Raw genomic sequence first — 15,656 nt, 5'->3', positions numbered from 1 at the left:
CCGCCGATCGATTTCTCGATTACAAATGGAAGGGTCAATTTCCGTCTGTTATGCAACGAAACCATCTGCCGGCAAGTCCCGGCGAGGAAAGAATCGACCGCATGCGAATCGCCGTGCTCATCCTTTTGCACAAGTGGACGGACCAGCAGAAGCGCCTCGTCGAGTTCCTTTCCCGCGAGTACGAGGTGTTCATCCACGCCGACAAACGGTCGAAGCTCGCGATCCAGCCCGATTCGCCTCGGGTCCACTTCTACAGCGAGTACAAGGCCTACTGGGGGCACCACAGCCTGAACGAGGCCACGCTGTTTCTGTTCCGGCAGGCCGCGCGGATCGGCTTCGACCGGTACCTGCTGATTTCCGGCGAGGACGTGCCGCTCAAGCCGCTGCATGAGATCACCCGCTTCTTCGCGGCCAACGACCAGGAGTTCTTCGAGCACCATGCGATGCCGCGTGCACAGTGGTCCGACAACGGCGGCTTCGACCGACTCGATTTCTTCTATCCCAAGGTGCTGTCACGGGGGCCCGCCCATCCGCTCGCCAACAAGCTCAACATCCTGCTGGAGCGGCTCAACCGGCGGCTACTGATTCCGGCGATGCGCAAGGTCGGGCGACGGCCGCGGCTGCCGGTCGAATACTGGGGCGGCGGCCAGTGGCTGAACCTCTCGGGCCACTGCGTGGAACAGATGCTCGCCTGGCTCGACGCCAATCCCTGGTACGAGCGCAAGTTCCGGTGGACCCGCTGCTCGGACGAGATCTTCTTCCACACCCTGATCTTCAACTTCGTGCAGGACGTGGAAGTCCGCAACGACCACCTGAGATACATCGACTGGCACTCGGGCCCGGAAATCCCCCGGGTGATGCGCGGATCCGACCTCGACAAGATGCGGCAATCGCCCGCGCTCTTCGCACGCAAGTTCGACCTCAACGTCGATCCGGCGGTGATCGATGCGCTCTACGCGGGTCTGGGCTGAAGCGCCGCCGCCGCTCAGCGGCTGTCCGCGCGCAGCACCGACTGCTGCTGAACATAGGCCTGCTCGATGCGATCGAGCTTCGCCTGCCGCGCCTCCTCGCTGACCCAGCGGGCGTTGAGGGCGCTCTGCCGCGCGAGCTGGTATTCGAGCCGTGCGGCCGGCAGCAGCGCCTTGTTGTCGGCGGCGATGTAGCCGAGGCTCGCATGCAGGTCTTTCAATGTCTCGCGCTGCGCGCTGCCGCGCACCCCCGGCTCGCGCCCGTAGCCGACGAAGAAGGCGCGCAGCCTCTTCTGGAGTTCCGGCGGCAGGTCGCGCCGCACCACGATCGGCGCCTGTGGCGTCGGGTCCGAGCGCCAGATGATCTGCAGCCGCCCGGCCTCCACCGGGAACTGCCGCCGGAACCGGTCGAAGTCGGTGGTGTTGTTGGTCGCGACGTCGGCATCGCCGTTCGCCACCGCGAGCGCCGTGGCCTGGTGCGTGCCGACCACTTCGCTCTTGAAGCGCGTCTCCATCTCGATGCGGTGCGGCAGAAAGAGCTGCACCTGCGGCAGGATGAAGCCGGACACCGAGCGACTGTCGCCGCGCGCGAGGCGCCACCGGTCAGGATGTGCCAGCAGGTCGTCGAGGCTGTTGCGCGGTCCGTCCTTGCGCGCCAGCAGGATCGCGCGATGGTCGGCATCGCCGGGATGCCGCTTGACCAGCGCCAGCACGTTCATGCGCCGCTGCGTCACCGCATCGAGCGCCAATTTCGAGGACAGCAACGCAAGGTCGACCTCGTCGCGATCGATCGCCTGGTCGAGCGATTCGTAGCTCGTCACCGACAGCACGGTCACCGGCCTGCCGATGACGCGCGCCAGATCGGCCAAGAGCGGCGCCCAGCCGTCCTTCGACTCGACAGCGCCGCCGATGGGCAGCACGCCGAAGCGCAGCGCGTCGGCCGGCTCGCGCGCCCCGGCAAGGACATGCCAGCCCAGCGCCGCCAGCAGCACCCAGCGGCCCACGAACACGAACCAGGCGGGTCTCACGATGCGATCAACGCGGCGCGTCCCCACCAAGTGCGGCCATCTGCTCGGCATAGGTGAACTCGATGCGCTGCAGCCGCGCCTGCCGCGCGGCCTCGTTGACCCACTGCGAGTTCATCGCACTCTGCCGCGCGAGCTGGTAGGCCAGCTTGGCGGCGGGCATCAGCGAGGTGTTGTCCGCCGCGACGAAGCCCGCGAGGTCGTGCAGCGACTTCAGCACGGCGCGCTCCGCATCGCCGCGCGGACCCTTGCCCCTCGCGTAGTCGACGAGGAAGCCCTGTACCTTCCGGCGGAACGCGTCGTCGTACTCGCGCCGCATGACGATCTGCGCGTGCGGGATCAGCTCGGACTCCCAGATCACCTGCAGCCGGTCGGCCTCGGCAGGAAACTGGAGCTTGAAGCGCTCGAAGTCCGCGGTGTTGTTCGTCGCCACGTCGGCCTCGCCGTTGGCCACCGCGAGCGCGGTCACCTGGTGGGTGCCCACGACTTCGCTGCGAAAGCGCGTCTCCATCGCAATGTGATTGGGCAGGAAGAGCTGCAGCTGCGGGACGATGAAACCGGACACCGAGCGGCTCTCGCCGCGCGCGATGCGCCACTTCTGAGGCTCCGCCAGGAGGCTCTTGAGACTGGTGTAGTCGCCGCTCTTGCGGGTGAGCAGCAGCGCGCGGTAGCCGGGCAGCCCGTCGTGCCGCGTGACCTGCGCGACCACGTTCATGCGGCGCAGGGTCACGGCGTCGAGCGCCATCTTGCCGGACAGGAAAGCCATGTCGACCTGGTCGCGCTGGATCGCCTGTTCGAGCGCCTCGTACGAAGTCACCGACAGCATGCTCACCGGGCGGCCGATGGCGCGGCTCAGGTCCGCGAGCAGCGGCTCCCAGTCGTTGCGCGACTCGAAGGCGCCGCCCAGAGGCAGGATGCCGAAGCGCACCGGCGCGTTCGATGGGGTTTGCGCCGAAGCCGCCTGAAGACCCATCGCCCCCAGCATCAGCATCGCCGCACAACGCAGCAGCCACCCGCACGCGCGACGCACCGCGACCCGGAACCGATCCGGCAGGGCATGCGATGCGCTGTAAGTGCTGTGAACCGGGGCCTGCATCGGGCTGGAAAAGAACGCGGACGGTTGAATTCACAATTAGAAACTAACTTGAACAAATCCCGTGTCGTTTTTCTCCATCCATGTTCTTCGATCGGTAACGTATAACGGGACCCGCGCGCCGCTCGACATCCGTTCATGAACTGGTCCTTCCGTGCCTTCCATCTCCTGCGTCTGACGCTGGCCCAGCAGCTCGTGCTGCTTGCCCTGCTGCCGGCCACAGTCGCCACGCTGGGCGTCATCGCGGTGTTGACGCGACAGCACCTGTCGAACGTGACCGAGCTGGTCCGCGCCAACGCGCAGACGGTGGCGTTGCAGGTCGCCACGGTGGCGCAATCGCAGATCCAGCACATGGATCGCCGCGCGCTGCAACGCACGGCGCAATCCGGCAGCTACCAGCCGCATGTGCAGCAGGTGCAGATCTGGTCGGAGGACGGCGAGATCGTCGCCAACTCGGAAACCACCGACCGCGCGCGCGGCGAAGGGCTGCAGGTGGTCGCGCCGATCATCGGCGACGACGGCAAGAACGCGGGCAAGGTGATGGTCGAGATGAGCCTCGACGCGGTCGGCAGCGCCAAGCAGGCGGTGTGGCTCAACGTGGTGCTTGTGCTCGCCGCGAGCCTCGTGGGCGTCGGCCTTGCGGGCTGGTGGGCGGCGCGGCGGATCAGCTCCCCCATCCGCGAGCTCGGCGAAGCGGTGGAACGTCTCGGCGCGGGCGAGGATGCGCAGGTGACCATCGAGGGCACGGCCGAGGTGCGGCGCCTGCAGGACGGCTTCAACCAGGCGGCGCGCGCGTTGTCCGAAAGCCGCAGCCAGCTCGAAAGCCGCATCATCAACGCCACCGCCGAGCTCGCGCGCAAGAACCAGCAGCTCGAAGTCGCCAGCCAGGCCAAGACCCGGCTGCTCGCCGCCGCGAGCCATGACCTGCGCCAGCCGCTGCATGCGCTCACGCTCTTTTCCGACGGCCTTGCCAACGGCGAGACCGACCCGGCGCGCCTGCAGCGCATCGGCCACATCCGCGAATGCGTGGAATCGCTCGACCGGCTGTTCACCGAGCTGCTCAACCTCTCGCAGCTCGATGCCGGCGTGCTGCAGCCGCAATGGACGGACTTCCCGCTCGACACCCTCTTCGACGAAATCAGCCGCAACTTCCGCGCGGTGGCCGAGCAGCAGAACCTGCGGCTGGTGGTGCGCAAGACCGATGCCTGGGTGCGCTGCGACTACGTGATGCTGTCGCGCATCCTCAACAACCTCGTGTCGAACTCGCTGCGCCACACCGTCGAAGGCGGCGTGCTGATCGGCGCAAGGCGGCGCCGCAAGGGCATCCGCATCGACGTCTGGGACACCGGGGTCGGCATTGCGGCGCACCACCAGGCGCGGGTGTTCGAGGAGTTCTACCAGGTCGAGCCGCAGGGCGGCCGGCACGGTGGCCGCGATTCGCGCGGGATGGGCCTCGGCCTCGCGACGGTGCAGCGTCTCGCGGCGCTGCTGAACACGCGCGTCGAGCTCAGCTCGCGGCCGAACAAGGGCACCTGCGTGCGCGTGGTGGTGCGCGCGACCGAGCCGATGATCCCGATGCCGGCACCGGCCCTGCTGCCCATGGGCCTGGCGGCGGAGGATGACGGCGGGCTGCGCAACATCCGCGTGCTGGTGATCGACGACGAGCGCACCATCCTCGAAGGCCTGCAGGTCGTGCTCTCCAACTGGGGCGCGGAAGTGATGGCCGCGCAGAGCCGCAGTGAAGCGCTCGCCCTCGCGAGTGCCTGGGACAGGCCACCCGACGTCGTGCTCAGCGACCTGCTCCTGCAGGGCGGCGACAACGGACTCGACGTGCTGGCCGCGCTGGAGCGGCATCCCAACGGCATCGGACCCGCGACCGCCCGCCTGCTGGTCACCGGCGAAACCAAGCCCGACCGCTTGCGCGAAGTCGCGAGCGCGGGCGTCGCGGTGCTCTACAAGCCGGTCTCGCCGAAGGTGCTGCGGCAGGCGATCGCGGCTCAGTTGGCCGCCGTGCGCGAGTTCGTGTGAGAGGGCCTGGTCAGTCCATACGCCGTCAGGCATAGGCCTTCAGGCCGCGAACCGGGACGCCGACCCACTCACAATCCGACCACGCGCCGGGGGGACATAAGCCCTCTGCCTTATCGCGCGCAAACAGCCGCGTCCGTACATTGGGCTCCATCACCCATTTCGGATGCGGTCCGATGTTCCCCACGCTTTCCCCCACTCTGCTTCGAAGGAAGCGCGCCATCGCGGTCGCCGCATTCGCGTGCGCCCTGACGGTGTGGAGCGGCGCGAGCTCAGCGGGATTGACCGTGCTGATGGCGGACGAGAGCGAACCCTATGCGGAATTCGTGCGCCAGTTGCGCGACACGCAGGAGGCGGGAAGCCGCCTGGACCTGATCCGTCTGATCGCAGGACAGCCCGCTGCGGAAGCAGCGTCCGCCGGCGGCGACCCGGCCACGGCGCGGGCCCGCGGCGCGCGCCCGGCAGACGCACCGGTCACCATGGCCGTTGGCATGGCCGCGGCGCGATCGGCGATCGAGCGCCCCGGGCAAGACCCGCTGGTGCTCGCGATGCTGACCCGCCTCGACTACGAAAGCCTGAAGACCAGCCCCGCGATGCGGCACCCGGAGCGCCAGATCGGCGTGCTGCTGCGTGACCCGGCCATGGCCGACCAGCTCGCGCTGATCGATGCAGTCATGCCCCGCAAGCGGCGCCTCGGCGTGGTGGCGACCAGCGAATCCGCGCCCCTCGTGCGCGAGCTGCAAAGCGCCGCGCACGGCTGGGACCTGCAGGTGGAATTCGCGCCCGATGCGAAATCGCTGGCGGCGGCGTTGCGCGTGCTGGTGCCGCGCAGCGATGCGCTGCTCGTGCTGCCCGACATGATCGGCGACAACCAGGCGGCCACCCTCGCGGTGCTGCGTGCCGGCGCGGGCGCGGGGTTGCCGGTCTTCGGCGCCAGCGACGGGCTGGTGCGCTCCGGTGGACTTGCGGCGGCGGTCTCCACCCCGGCACAACTGGCGCAGCAGGCGCGCGCGCTCGGCCAGAAGCTGGCCGCCAGCACTGGACCGAACGCCGTGGTGATCGAGGCCGCGGCCCCGGCAACGGTGCGCGTCAACACCACGGTGGCACGCGGACTCGGCCTGCGGATGCCCGAAGAACGTGAGCTCACGGAGCGGGTCACCGCGATCAGATGACCTCCACCACCCCACCCCTGATCGCGCCGTCGTCCGACGTGCAGCCGGACGATGCGGCGGCCACCCCGGTGAGCCGCGATGTCGTCGTGGCCGGCAACCTGCAGCGCGACCTGTTCCGCCTCGGCGTGGTGCCGTGCGTCATCGTGGCGCTGGCACTCACCGGCTGGTTCACCCACAGCCGCCTCGATGCGCTCGAATCGGCTTTCGACGCCGAGGGGCAGGCCGTCGCGCGCCAGGTGGCGGCGATGTCGGACCTGAGTCTCTATGCGGGCGACGTGCCGGCACTGCAGAACGTCGCCAACGCCGCGCTGCGCGGCGGACAGGTCACGCGCGTCGAGATCAGCAACAGCGCGGGCGTGTTCGTCTCCGCCGGACCGAAGACCGCCCCCATGGGCGAGCTTCGGATGTTCACCGCGCCGGTCACGCTGCGGGAAGCCTCGCGCGCCACCGCCTTCGCACCGGCCGGCTCGACCACCGCGGGCGACGCGTCGATCGGGCTCGTGCAGACCTTCCGCGACACCACCGCCTACGCGCATGAGCGCACGCGCCTGCTGATGGCCGGCATCGGCATCGCGTTGCTCGCGCTGCTGGCCGCGTGGGCCTGGGTGCGGCACACCGCGCGCGCGGTCGCGCAGCCGCTGCGGCGCATCTCGCGCACCGTCGCCGCGCTCGAAGCCGGCCTGTTCGACGCGCGCTGCAACGTGGTGACCTCCGGCTCGGACGAGGACGACGACGATGCCGGCATCCGCCGGCGGACACGGCACGAGTTCGCCAACCTGGCCCACGACATCAATCGCCTCGCCGAACGGCTTCAGCGCAACCAGCAGATCAGCGACGAGCAGGTGCGCGAGGCCACCGCGGTGGCCCTTCAGCGCATGGCCGAGGCCGAGCAGGCCGCGCTCTCCCGCGCACGCTTCCTGGCCGCCGCGAGCCACGACCTGCGGCAGCCGCTGCATGCGATGGGCCTCTTCATCGACGGGCTGCTTCCCACTGCCAGCCCGACGCAGCGCCCCGCGGTGCTTCGCCTTCAGGAAGCGACCGACTTCATGGGCGTGCTGCTCGACGATCTGCTGGAGATCTCGCGGCTCGATGCGCAGGTGCTGACGCCCGCAATCGCCGGCGTGTCGCTCGCGAGCCTGTTCGACCAGCTCGAGGCGCAGCATGCCGCCGCGGCCGCCGCCGCGCGCGTGCGAGTGGTCTGGAAGGACCGGGGGCTTGCCGTCAACACCGATCCGGCCCTGCTGCTGCGCATCGTCGGCAACCTGGTCAGCAATGCGATCCGCCACACGCCGACCGACGGCACGGTGCTCGTGGTCGCGCGCCGGCGCGGCGGCGCGGTGCGCATCGAGGTGCGCGACAACGGCGTCGGCATCGCGCCGATCCACCAGACGCGCATCTTCGAAGAGTTCTACCAGGTCGCGAACACCGAGCGCGACCGCCGCCAGGGCTTCGGCCTCGGCCTCGCGATCTGCGCACGCATCGCGCTGCTGCTGGGCACGCGCATCAAGCTGCGCTCGGCACTGCAGGCAGGCAGCACCTTCTCGCTCGACTTGCCGATCGCCCACCCGCGTCTGGTCGCCGCACCGGCGAAGGAAGCCGCCGCCGCGGCGCCACTCGCCGGCCTGCACTGCCTGGTGGTGGACGACGACCCGGCCATCCTCGACGGCAGCCGCACGCTGCTCGAACTCTGGGGCTGCCAGGTGGACTGCGCCTCCACCCGCAAGGAGGCGCTGACCCGGCTCGACAAGACCAACGCGCACTTCGACGTGGTGCTCTGCGACCTCCAGCTCGACGGCGAGGAAGACGGCATGGAAGTCATCGAGGACACGCGCCGACTGCAGCCCGACGCGCTGGCGGTGCTGGTCTCGGGCGCCACCGGCCCCGAGGCGCTGCAGCGGCTGCGCAAGGGCGGCGTGATGCTGCTGACGAAGCCCGTCGCTCCGGCGAAGCTCCGCGCACTGCTTTCGACGAAGCGCGCGCCGATCCTCGCGGCCTGCTGAGCCGCGCGCCGGGCTTCAGATCTCGGCCGGCGCGGTCCGCAAGCCGAAGCGCACCGACTCGGGCTCGACCGAGACCGGGTACCCCAACCCTTCTGCCAGCGATTGCAGCGCGACCGCATCGATGGCCAGTGCCCTTGGCGCGCGGTGCGCGCCCGCGAGCGGATCGGCCGGCTCGGATTCGCCACGGCGCGCCAGCAGGCGCAGGGCCTCGTCGCCGTCTGCCTCGATGCAGATCTCGCCCAGGTGCGGCGCGGTGTCGTGCAGGTAGCCCAGCGCGCCCAGCAGCATGTAGCGCAGCGCGGCGCCGGATGGGAAGCGCATCTCGTCCTTGTCCGGCGAGAGCTCCTCGGCCACCAGCAGGCCGATGCCACGCAGCTCGAAGGCCACGCGCATGAGCGCGGTGCATTGCGCCACCAGCTCGCTGCGCGTGATCCCCTCGTCGATCGTCGAGAGCTCCCACGCGCGCAGCGAGTGCACGCCGCTGGCGAGCAGCCCCACCTGGTCCTCGATGAGCGAGAGCCGTTCCATCCAGCCCGCCGAGTCGGGCGCCGAGGCAGCTTGGCGCTTGAGCACCAGCAGGCCCATGCGGATCACCGACACCGGTGCGGCCATGTCGTGCCGCAGTGCGGGAAGCGCGCGCGTGAGCAGCTCATGGCGCACACCTGCCGCCATCCAGCTTCGCGCGCCGGGGGAAGCCTTCATCGGCCTGCGGCCCGCGACAGGATCTGGTCGAGCGCGTCGAAGTCGATGGGCTTTTGCAGATGGTGATCGAACAGGCCGGTTCCGCTGGTGGTTTCGTCGGCCGCGTAACCGGAAATCGCCACGATCAACGGCGGCGCGCCCCGTGCGGCGGCGCGCAGTTGCCGGGCCACTTCGGTCCCCGGGAAATCGGGCAGCGTGAGATCGACGAGGGCGGCATCGAAAGCCTCGCCCGCGGCCGCCTCCAGCGCCTGCCGGCCGGTGTAGGTGCAACGCGCCGTGTGATCCTGCAGGACGAGCAGCTCCTGCAGCAGGTCCGCCGCGGCCTCGTTGTCGTCGACGATCAATACGTTCACTTCAGGAATCTCCGGGAAGGCAGCTTCACAGTATGGAACCGGCAACGGGCCAGGGCGTGTAGGACACATCCCCGCCTGCACCCTCCTCAGGCGTCCTGCGCCGGGGCCTCCAGGGGCAGCGTGACGCGGAATTCCGAGCCTTCGCCCAGGCGGCTTTCCAGTGCGATGTCGCCGCCGTGCAGGCGGACGATTTCCCGTGTGATGTAGAGCCCCAGCCCGAGCCCGGCCGCGTGCCTGCGGCTGTCGTCGGTGCGCTCGAATTGCTCGAAGATGCGCTCCTGATCCTCCGGCGCGACGCCGATGCCCTGGTCGCGCACCGTCATGCGGGCCACTCCGCCAGCCTGCTCCACCGCCACGCGGACCGGCTTCGCGTCCCCATAGCGCAGCGCGTTGGTCAGCAGGTTGGTCAGCACCTGCTCGATGCGGAACTCGTCCCACACGCCGTCGACACGCCCGGGTGCATGCAGCTCGATGCGCGACCCCGCGGCCTCGGCCTGCTGCGCAAGCCCTTCCACCACGCCACGCGCGAGCGCCGCGAGGTCGGTCGGCTTGGGCCGGATCGACAGCGAGCCGCTGCGCATGCGCGTCACGTCGAGCATGTCGTCGATCAGGCGAACCATGTTCTGGATCTGCCGCTGGTCGCGCTCGATCATCGCCGGCAGGCGGTCCGGCGCGAAGGCTGCGGTGTTGCCCTTGCCGAGATGCAGCTTGCGCACCTGCGTCTCCAGGTACAGCGTATTGAGCGGCGTGCGCAGCTCGTGCGACACCATCGACATGAAGTCGTCGCGCATGCGCACCGCACGCTCCAGCTCGCGCTGCGCGCTCTGCAGCTGCTGTACGAGTTCCTCCTGCTGGCGGTGCGACGCGGCCAGTGCATCCATCTCGTGCCGCAGCGCCTTGCGATGGCGATGGAGGTCCACGAAGACGCTCACCTTGCCGTTCACCGCATGCGCGTCGAGCGGCTTCTGCAGGAAGTCGACCGCGCCGCTCTCATAGCCCTTGAAGGCGTAGTTCATCTCGCGGCCTGCGGCGCTCACGAAGATGATCGGGATGTGCCGCGTGCGTTCGGTGCTGCGCATCATCTCCGCCAGCTCGAAGCCGTTCAGGTCCGGCATCTGCACGTCGATGATCGCGAGCGCGAACTCGTGCTCCAGCAGCAGCGCGAGTGCCTCTTCGCCCGACATCGCGCGGAACACGTGGCGCGACGGGCCGCGGATCAGGGCGTCGAGCGCCAGCAGGTTCTCCGGCAGGTCGTCGACGATCAGCAGCTTGCTTTCGACATCAATGGGCATGGGCGGCATCCAGCTGCATCAGCAGCGCGCGAATCTCGCGCAGGGGCAGGACATGATCGGGTTCGTGAAGCGCCAGCGCGGCGAGCGGCATCGTCGGCGCGGACGCCTCGGCCGGGTCCTGCACGACCGTCAGCCCGCCCGCCTCGCGGATGCGCAGCAGTCCCTGCGCGCCATCCTCGTTCGCGCCGGTCAGGAGAATGCCGACAAGCGCAGGTCCGCAGGCGTCGGCCGCGGAGCTCATGAGGACGTCGATCGCAGGGCGCGAGAACAGCACCGGCGGCTCACAGCTCAGCGAGAAGCAGAGGTCCGATTCGATCGACAGGTGGTAGCCCGGAGGCGCGAAATAGAGCGTCCCGTCGGCCACCGGCAGTTTGTCTTCCGCCTCGCGGGCCGTGAACGGCAAACGCTGCGAGAAGACCTCCGGGAGGCGGCTTTGATACTGCTCCGGAAGATGGAGCACCACCACGATCGGCAGGCGCCAGCCGGCCGGAAGTCCCGACAGCAGCGTGAGCAATGCATCCACGCCGCCCGCGGAGGCGCCGATCACCACAATGCGCACCGCGCGCACATCGCCGGTGTCGGTCACCGCGTTCGATGCGTCGGACGAACCTGTCATGTGGCCTTCCTGTAGATGCGCTCGCCGCGGGACAGCACCTCGAAGCGGCTCGCGTAGGCGGAGAAATCGATGCTCTCCTTGGCCCCCAGCCCGAGGAAGCCGCGGTGGCACAGGGACTCGTGGAACAGCCCGAGCGCGCGGTCCTGCAACGGCCGGTTGAAATAGATGAGGACGTTGCGGCACGAGACAAGGTGCGTCTCCGCGAAGACGCTGTCGGTCGCCAGGCTGTGGTCCGCGAAGATCACGTTTGCGCAGAGCGACGGGTCGAAGCGCGCGGCGTCGTAGGCCGCGGTGTAGTAGTCGGAAAAAGAGCGAAGCCCGCCGCCGCGCTGGTAGTTGCCGGTATAGCCCTGGATCGATTCGAGCGGAAAGATGCCCTTGCGCGCCTTCTCCAGCGAGGCCGGGTTGATATCCGTCGCATAGATCAGCGTGCGCTCCAGCAGCCCCTCCTCGCGCAGCAGGATGGCGAGCGAGAACACCTCCTCGCCGGTGCTGCACCCGGCCACCCACACCTTGAGCGACGCATAGGTGTGCAGATGCGGCACCACCTGGCGCCGCAGCGCCAGGAAGTAGTCGGGGTCGCGGAACATCTCGCTCACCGGAATCGTCAGGTACTGCAGCAGCCGCGCGAAGGTCGCCGGCTCGCGCAGCACCTTGTCCTGCAGCGCGGAGATGCTCGGCAGGTCGAGTTGGTCGAGCGCATAAAGCACGCGCCGCTTCTGCGAGGCGCCGGTGTAGTTGCGGAAGTCGTAGCTGTACTTGAGGAAGATGGCCTCCATCAGCAGCCGCAGCTCGATGTCGGTGTCGCTCGGCGGGCGCAGCGGCGCGGACGGCATTCCCTGGGTCACAGGCGCTCCATCTTCGGCATCCACACGCGCAGCAGGGAGAAGAGCCGATCGAGGTCCACCGGCTTGGCGAGGTAGTCGCTGGCACCGGCGGCGAGGCACTGCTCCTGGTCGTCCTTCATGGCCTTGGCGGTGACCGCGATGACCGGGAGCTTGTCGAAGCGCGGGTCCTGGCGCAGCCGCCGCGTGGCCTCCAGGCCGTCCATCTCCGGCATCATCACGTCCATCAGCACGAGGTCGATGTCGCTCACCTGGTCGAGCTTCTCCAGCGCCTCGCGCCCGTTGCGCGCCGCCTCGACCGCCGCGCCGCGCTGTTCCAGCGCGCTGGTCAACGCGAAGATGTTGCGCACGTCGTCATCCACCAGCAGGATGCGGCGGCCCTCGAAGACGCGGTCGCGGCCGCGCACCGTCTTGAGCATGTTGCGCCGCTCCGTCGACAGATCGGCTTCCACCTTGTGCAGGAACAGCGTCACCTCGTCGAGCAGCCGTTCCGGCGAGCGCGCCCCCTTGATGATGATCGAGCGCGAGTAGCGAAGCAGCTCGGCCTCCTCGTCGCGCGTGAGGTTGCGGCCGGTGTAGACGATGACCGGCGGGAAGGACACGATCTCCTCGGTCGCCATGCGCTTGAGCAGCTCGCTGCCCTGCATGTCCGGAAGCCGGAGGTCGGTGATCATGCAGTCGAACACGCGCGTGCGCAGCAGCTCCAGCGCCTCTTCGCCCGACTCGACCGCGGTGATCACCACGTCCTCGTCGCCGATCAGCTTGACCACGCTTTCGCGCTGCACCGCGTCGTCCTCCACCAGCAGCACCGCCTTGACCTTCTGCGCGAGCTTTTCCTCGATGCGGCGGAACACGTCCATGAGCTGCTCGCGCGACGCGGGCTTGCGGGCATAGCCGATCGCGCCCATGTGCATCGCCGCCTCGGGGCTCTCCATCGCCGAGACCACGTGCACCGGGATGTGGCGCGTCAGCGGATCGTCCTTCAACCGCTGCAGCACCGAAAGCCCAGGGCCGTCCGGCAGCCGCATGTCGAGCAGGATCGCGTCGGGCCGGAACCGGGCCGCCAGGCCGTAGCCGTCCGCCGCGCCGTGCGCGACGAGGCAGCGGTAGCCGAGCTCGTGCGCGAGGTCGTAGAGGATGTGCGCGAACTGCGGCTCGTCCTCGATGACGAGCAGGCGCCGCGTCTGGTCGGGTGGCAATTCGCGATCGTCGGGGAACTGCGGCACGACGGGCTCCGTCGGCTTGGCCGGCGCCGAAGCCGGCGCCTGCAGGCCGCCGCGAACGTGCGCGGCGGGCATTATCTCGACCCGGGGCGCGCGCGCCTGCGGCGCCTGCGCGGGCAGCGCCAGCGTGAAGGTGCTGCCGGCGCCCGGCGTGCTGCGCACCGAGATCGTGCCGCCCAGCAGCTGCGCCAGGTCGCGCGAGATCGAAAGCCCGAGGCCGGTGCCGCCATAGCGCCGGCTGGTGGTCCCGTCGGCCTGGCGGAAGGCCTCGAAGATCACGCCCTGCTGGTCGGCCGCGATGCCGATGCCGGTGTCGGCCACCTCGAACAGCGCGCCGCCTTCCGGCGCACCGCGCACGGTCAGCGCCAGTTCGCCGTGGTCGGTGAACTTCAGCGCGTTCGCGAGCAGGTTCTTGAGGATCTGCTCGACCCGCTGCCGGTCGGTGACCAGCGTGGCTGGCGCGTCCGGGCGCACCTCCACGCGCAGAGCCAGCCGCTTGTCGTCGGCCTGCGGCCTGAACAGATCCTCGAGGCCCGAGGCGATCTTCGCGACGCCGACCGGCTCCGCGACGACCTCGAGCTTGCCGGCCTCGACCTTCGCGATGTCGAGGATGTCGTTGATCAGCACCAGCAGGTCGTTGCCCGAGCCGTAGATCGAGTCCGCGAACTTCACCTGCTCCTCGCTCAGGTTGCCCTGCGGGTTGTCGCGCAGCAGCTTGGCGAGGATCAGCGCGCTGTTGAGCGGCGTGCGCAGCTCGTGCGACATGTTCGCGAGGAACTCGGACTTGTAGCGACTCGCCTGCTGGAGTTCGTCGGCGCGGTCCTCCAGCTCGCGCTGCGCGCGGCGCAGGGCGGCGTTGCGCAGGTCCAGCGCCTCGGTGCGCTCGGAGAGCTGGCTGTTGGTCTGCTCCAGCTCGGCCTGCTGGTTCTCCATCGCGGTCTGCGAAACGCGCAGCGCGCGCGACTGCTCTTCCAGTTCCTCGTTGGCCGTGCGCAGCTCTTCCTGCTGCACCTGCAGCTCTTCGTTGAGCTGCTGGGTTTCGGCCAGCGCATCCTGCAACTGCTCGCGGTAGCGCACCGCGGCCACGGCGCTGCCGATGTTGCCGGCCACCATGTCGAGCAACTGATGGACCTCGGCGCCGGGCGTACGCAGGAAGCCGAGTTCCACCACGCCGTTGATGAAGCCGTCGCTCGACACCGGCAACAGCACCGCCGCCACCGCCGGCATGTCGCCCAGCCCGGAATTGACCTTCAGGTAGGCGGCCTCGACCGGCTCGATCAGCATGCGCCGCCGCTCGGTCGCCGCCTGCCCGACGAGGCTTTCATTCGGCGCGAACACCTGCGGCGACGCATCGGCCGCGGCCGAAAAGCCGTAGCTCGCGACGCGGCGCAGCGTGCCCTGGCGCTCGCGCAGGTAGAACGCGCCGACCGGGCTGCCGACCTGGCGCGAGAAGAAGGTGAGCACCTTGCGCCCCATCTCCTGCGCACTGAGCTCGCCGACGAGCTCGCCGCTCAGATCGGTCTGCGCGCCGCGCAGGCGCGACTGCGCCTCCACCACCGAGGCATTCGCAGCCTGGTCCCGGAGCACCTCGTCGTAGTGGGCCGACAGCCGCTGCAACTGCCGGCGGCCGAAGAAGGTCATGAGCCCGGTCGCGACGAGCGTGAAGAGCACGAAGAAGGCGACCACCATGATCGCAGTGCGATTGGCATCGTTGTTGCGCTGGAATCGCAGGTTCTGCTCGGCGTCCATGAAGGCGGCGTATTCGGCGCGCATCTCGTCAGTGATGCGCTTGCCGCGGCCGAGCCGCACGGTCTCGCTGACCTCGCCCCCGTTGCGCCGCCGCTCGATCAGGTCGCTCGCGAACGCGTTCCATGCGTTCTGCAGCGAGGCGATGCGGTCCAGCCGCTCCGTCTGGGCGCGGTTGTCGGACACCAGCGACTTCAGCGCGCCGAGGTCGTCCTTCAAGCGCGCGAGCGCGCTGTCGTAGGGCTCGAGAAAGCTGGCATCGCCCGTGATGAGGTAGCCGCGCATCCCTGTTTCCATGTCGATGCTGCGGCGCTGCGCCTCGGCCGCGGAGCGAGTCACGCGGTCGGTGTGCTCCACCAGCGAGATCGTCGAGAGCAGGTACGCGATGAGCAGCACGAACGCCACGGCGCCGACGACGCCGCCGATCAACGGCAGCTTGAGGTTGCGATTCAGAAGGCGCTGGAAGTCTTCGGTGTCGATCGTTGCCTGGGTCTTCATGAAGGGCGGTTGCAAAGGGCAGCAAAAAACCTTTTGAGCGTGCCGGAGTCCGGCCCATTGCTGTGTCGGATAACACCGCGCGACGACGTGCGCCCCGC

General features: G+C 69.1%; 12 protein-coding genes. 4 read left to right on the top strand and 8 right to left on the bottom strand.

Annotation, left to right across the window (positions count from 1 at the left end; all coding sequences use genetic code 11):
* Positions 1-101 precede the first annotated feature (101 nt).
* The gene (locus tag BLW05_RS26685) at positions 102-971 is read left to right on the top strand and encodes a beta-1,6-N-acetylglucosaminyltransferase (protein ID WP_177142825.1); all 870 of its coding nucleotides are present in this window, start codon (positions 102-104) and stop codon (positions 969-971) included.
* 14 nt (positions 972-985) lie between these two features.
* Here the strand turns inward: BLW05_RS26685 and BLW05_RS26680 are convergent, their stop codons facing one another.
* Positions 986-1,960 (bottom strand): phosphate/phosphite/phosphonate ABC transporter substrate-binding protein, encoded by a 975-nt coding sequence (locus tag BLW05_RS26680; RefSeq protein WP_256330508.1) that lies wholly within the window; start codon positions 1,958-1,960, stop codon positions 986-988.
* Positions 1,961-2,003: 43 nt separating this feature from the next.
* Entirely contained in the window at positions 2,004-2,984 is a 981-nt protein-coding gene (phnD, locus tag BLW05_RS26675) for a phosphate/phosphite/phosphonate ABC transporter substrate-binding protein (protein WP_093166621.1), read from the bottom strand.
* Positions 2,985-3,224: 240 nt separating this feature from the next.
* Between phnD and BLW05_RS26670 the strand changes: the two genes are divergently transcribed.
* The 3 genes from BLW05_RS26670 (at position 3,225) to BLW05_RS26660 (ending at position 8,283) form a co-directional block, all read left to right on the top strand.
* On the top strand, positions 3,225-5,114 hold the full coding sequence (locus BLW05_RS26670; RefSeq protein WP_093166595.1) for an ATP-binding response regulator: 1,890 nt from the start codon (positions 3,225-3,227) through the stop codon (positions 5,112-5,114).
* A 173-nt stretch (positions 5,115-5,287) separates the two neighbouring features.
* A complete protein-coding gene (locus tag BLW05_RS26665; protein WP_093166594.1) occupies positions 5,288-6,283 on the top strand; it encodes an ABC transporter substrate-binding protein in 996 nt (331 codons plus the stop codon).
* The gene (locus BLW05_RS26660; RefSeq protein ID WP_093166593.1) at positions 6,280-8,283 is read left to right on the top strand and encodes a hybrid sensor histidine kinase/response regulator; all 2,004 of its coding nucleotides are present in this window, start codon (positions 6,280-6,282) and stop codon (positions 8,281-8,283) included. Before BLW05_RS26665 ends, BLW05_RS26660 begins: the two co-directional genes overlap by 4 nt.
* A gap of 15 nt (positions 8,284-8,298) precedes the next feature.
* Here BLW05_RS26660 and BLW05_RS26655 read toward each other — a convergent pair whose 3' ends face one another.
* From BLW05_RS26655 to BLW05_RS26630, 6 genes are all read right to left on the bottom strand, one after another.
* Positions 8,299-8,985 carry a hypothetical protein gene (locus BLW05_RS26655; protein ID WP_093166592.1) on the bottom strand — a complete coding sequence of 229 codons (687 nt, stop codon included), beginning with the start codon at positions 8,983-8,985 and terminating at the stop codon, positions 8,299-8,301.
* Positions 8,982-9,338 carry a response regulator gene (locus tag BLW05_RS26650; protein ID WP_177142824.1) on the bottom strand — a complete coding sequence of 119 codons (357 nt, stop codon included), beginning with the start codon at positions 9,336-9,338 and terminating at the stop codon, positions 8,982-8,984. The genes BLW05_RS26655 and BLW05_RS26650 overlap by 4 nt, the downstream gene beginning before the upstream one ends.
* Before the next feature lie 86 nt (positions 9,339-9,424).
* Positions 9,425-10,630, bottom strand: coding sequence for a hybrid sensor histidine kinase/response regulator (locus BLW05_RS26645; protein WP_093166590.1), 1,206 nt, complete (start codon positions 10,628-10,630; stop codon positions 9,425-9,427).
* Complete coding sequence (locus tag BLW05_RS26640) at positions 10,620-11,246, bottom strand: chemotaxis protein CheB (protein ID WP_093166589.1); 627 nt, start codon at positions 11,244-11,246, stop codon at positions 10,620-10,622. The genes BLW05_RS26645 and BLW05_RS26640 overlap by 11 nt, the downstream gene beginning before the upstream one ends.
* Positions 11,243-12,082 (bottom strand): CheR family methyltransferase, encoded by an 840-nt coding sequence (locus BLW05_RS26635; RefSeq protein WP_093166588.1) that lies wholly within the window; start codon positions 12,080-12,082, stop codon positions 11,243-11,245. Before BLW05_RS26635 ends, BLW05_RS26640 begins: the two co-directional genes overlap by 4 nt.
* Positions 12,083-12,090: 8 nt before the next feature.
* Positions 12,091-15,558, bottom strand: a complete 3,468-nt coding sequence (locus BLW05_RS26630) for a response regulator (protein WP_093166587.1) — start codon at positions 15,556-15,558, stop codon at positions 12,091-12,093.
* Between the last annotated feature and the right edge of the window lie 98 nt (positions 15,559-15,656).

It is taken from the genome of Variovorax sp. YR216 (assembly GCF_900107745.1).
In the GTDB taxonomy this organism is placed as follows: Bacteria; Pseudomonadota; Gammaproteobacteria; order Burkholderiales; family Burkholderiaceae_C; genus Variovorax.
Note: the sequence above shows the minus strand (reverse complement) of the source record. Positions and strands in the feature narration are given on the sequence as shown.

Coding starts and splice junctions, on each gene's coding strand:
- BLW05_RS26665 (WP_093166594.1), top strand. CDS start 5,288: ATGTTCCCCACGCTTTCCCCCACTCTGCTTCGAAGGAAGCGCGCCATC.
- BLW05_RS26630 (WP_093166587.1), bottom strand. CDS start 15,558: ATGAAGACCCAGGCAACGATCGACACCGAAGACTTCCAGCGCCTTCTG.
- BLW05_RS26660 (WP_093166593.1), top strand. CDS start 6,280: ATGACCTCCACCACCCCACCCCTGATCGCGCCGTCGTCCGACGTGCAG.
- BLW05_RS26655 (WP_093166592.1), bottom strand. CDS start 8,985: ATGAAGGCTTCCCCCGGCGCGCGAAGCTGGATGGCGGCAGGTGTGCGC.
- BLW05_RS26670 (WP_093166595.1), top strand. CDS start 3,225: ATGAACTGGTCCTTCCGTGCCTTCCATCTCCTGCGTCTGACGCTGGCC.
- phnD (WP_093166621.1), bottom strand. CDS start 2,984: ATGCTGATGCTGGGGGCGATGGGTCTTCAGGCGGCTTCGGCGCAAACC.
- BLW05_RS26645 (WP_093166590.1), bottom strand. CDS start 10,630: ATGCCCATTGATGTCGAAAGCAAGCTGCTGATCGTCGACGACCTGCCG.
- BLW05_RS26635 (WP_093166588.1), bottom strand. CDS start 12,082: ATGCCGTCCGCGCCGCTGCGCCCGCCGAGCGACACCGACATCGAGCTG.
- BLW05_RS26640 (WP_093166589.1), bottom strand. CDS start 11,246: ATGACAGGTTCGTCCGACGCATCGAACGCGGTGACCGACACCGGCGAT.
- BLW05_RS26685 (WP_177142825.1), top strand. CDS start 102: ATGCGAATCGCCGTGCTCATCCTTTTGCACAAGTGGACGGACCAGCAG.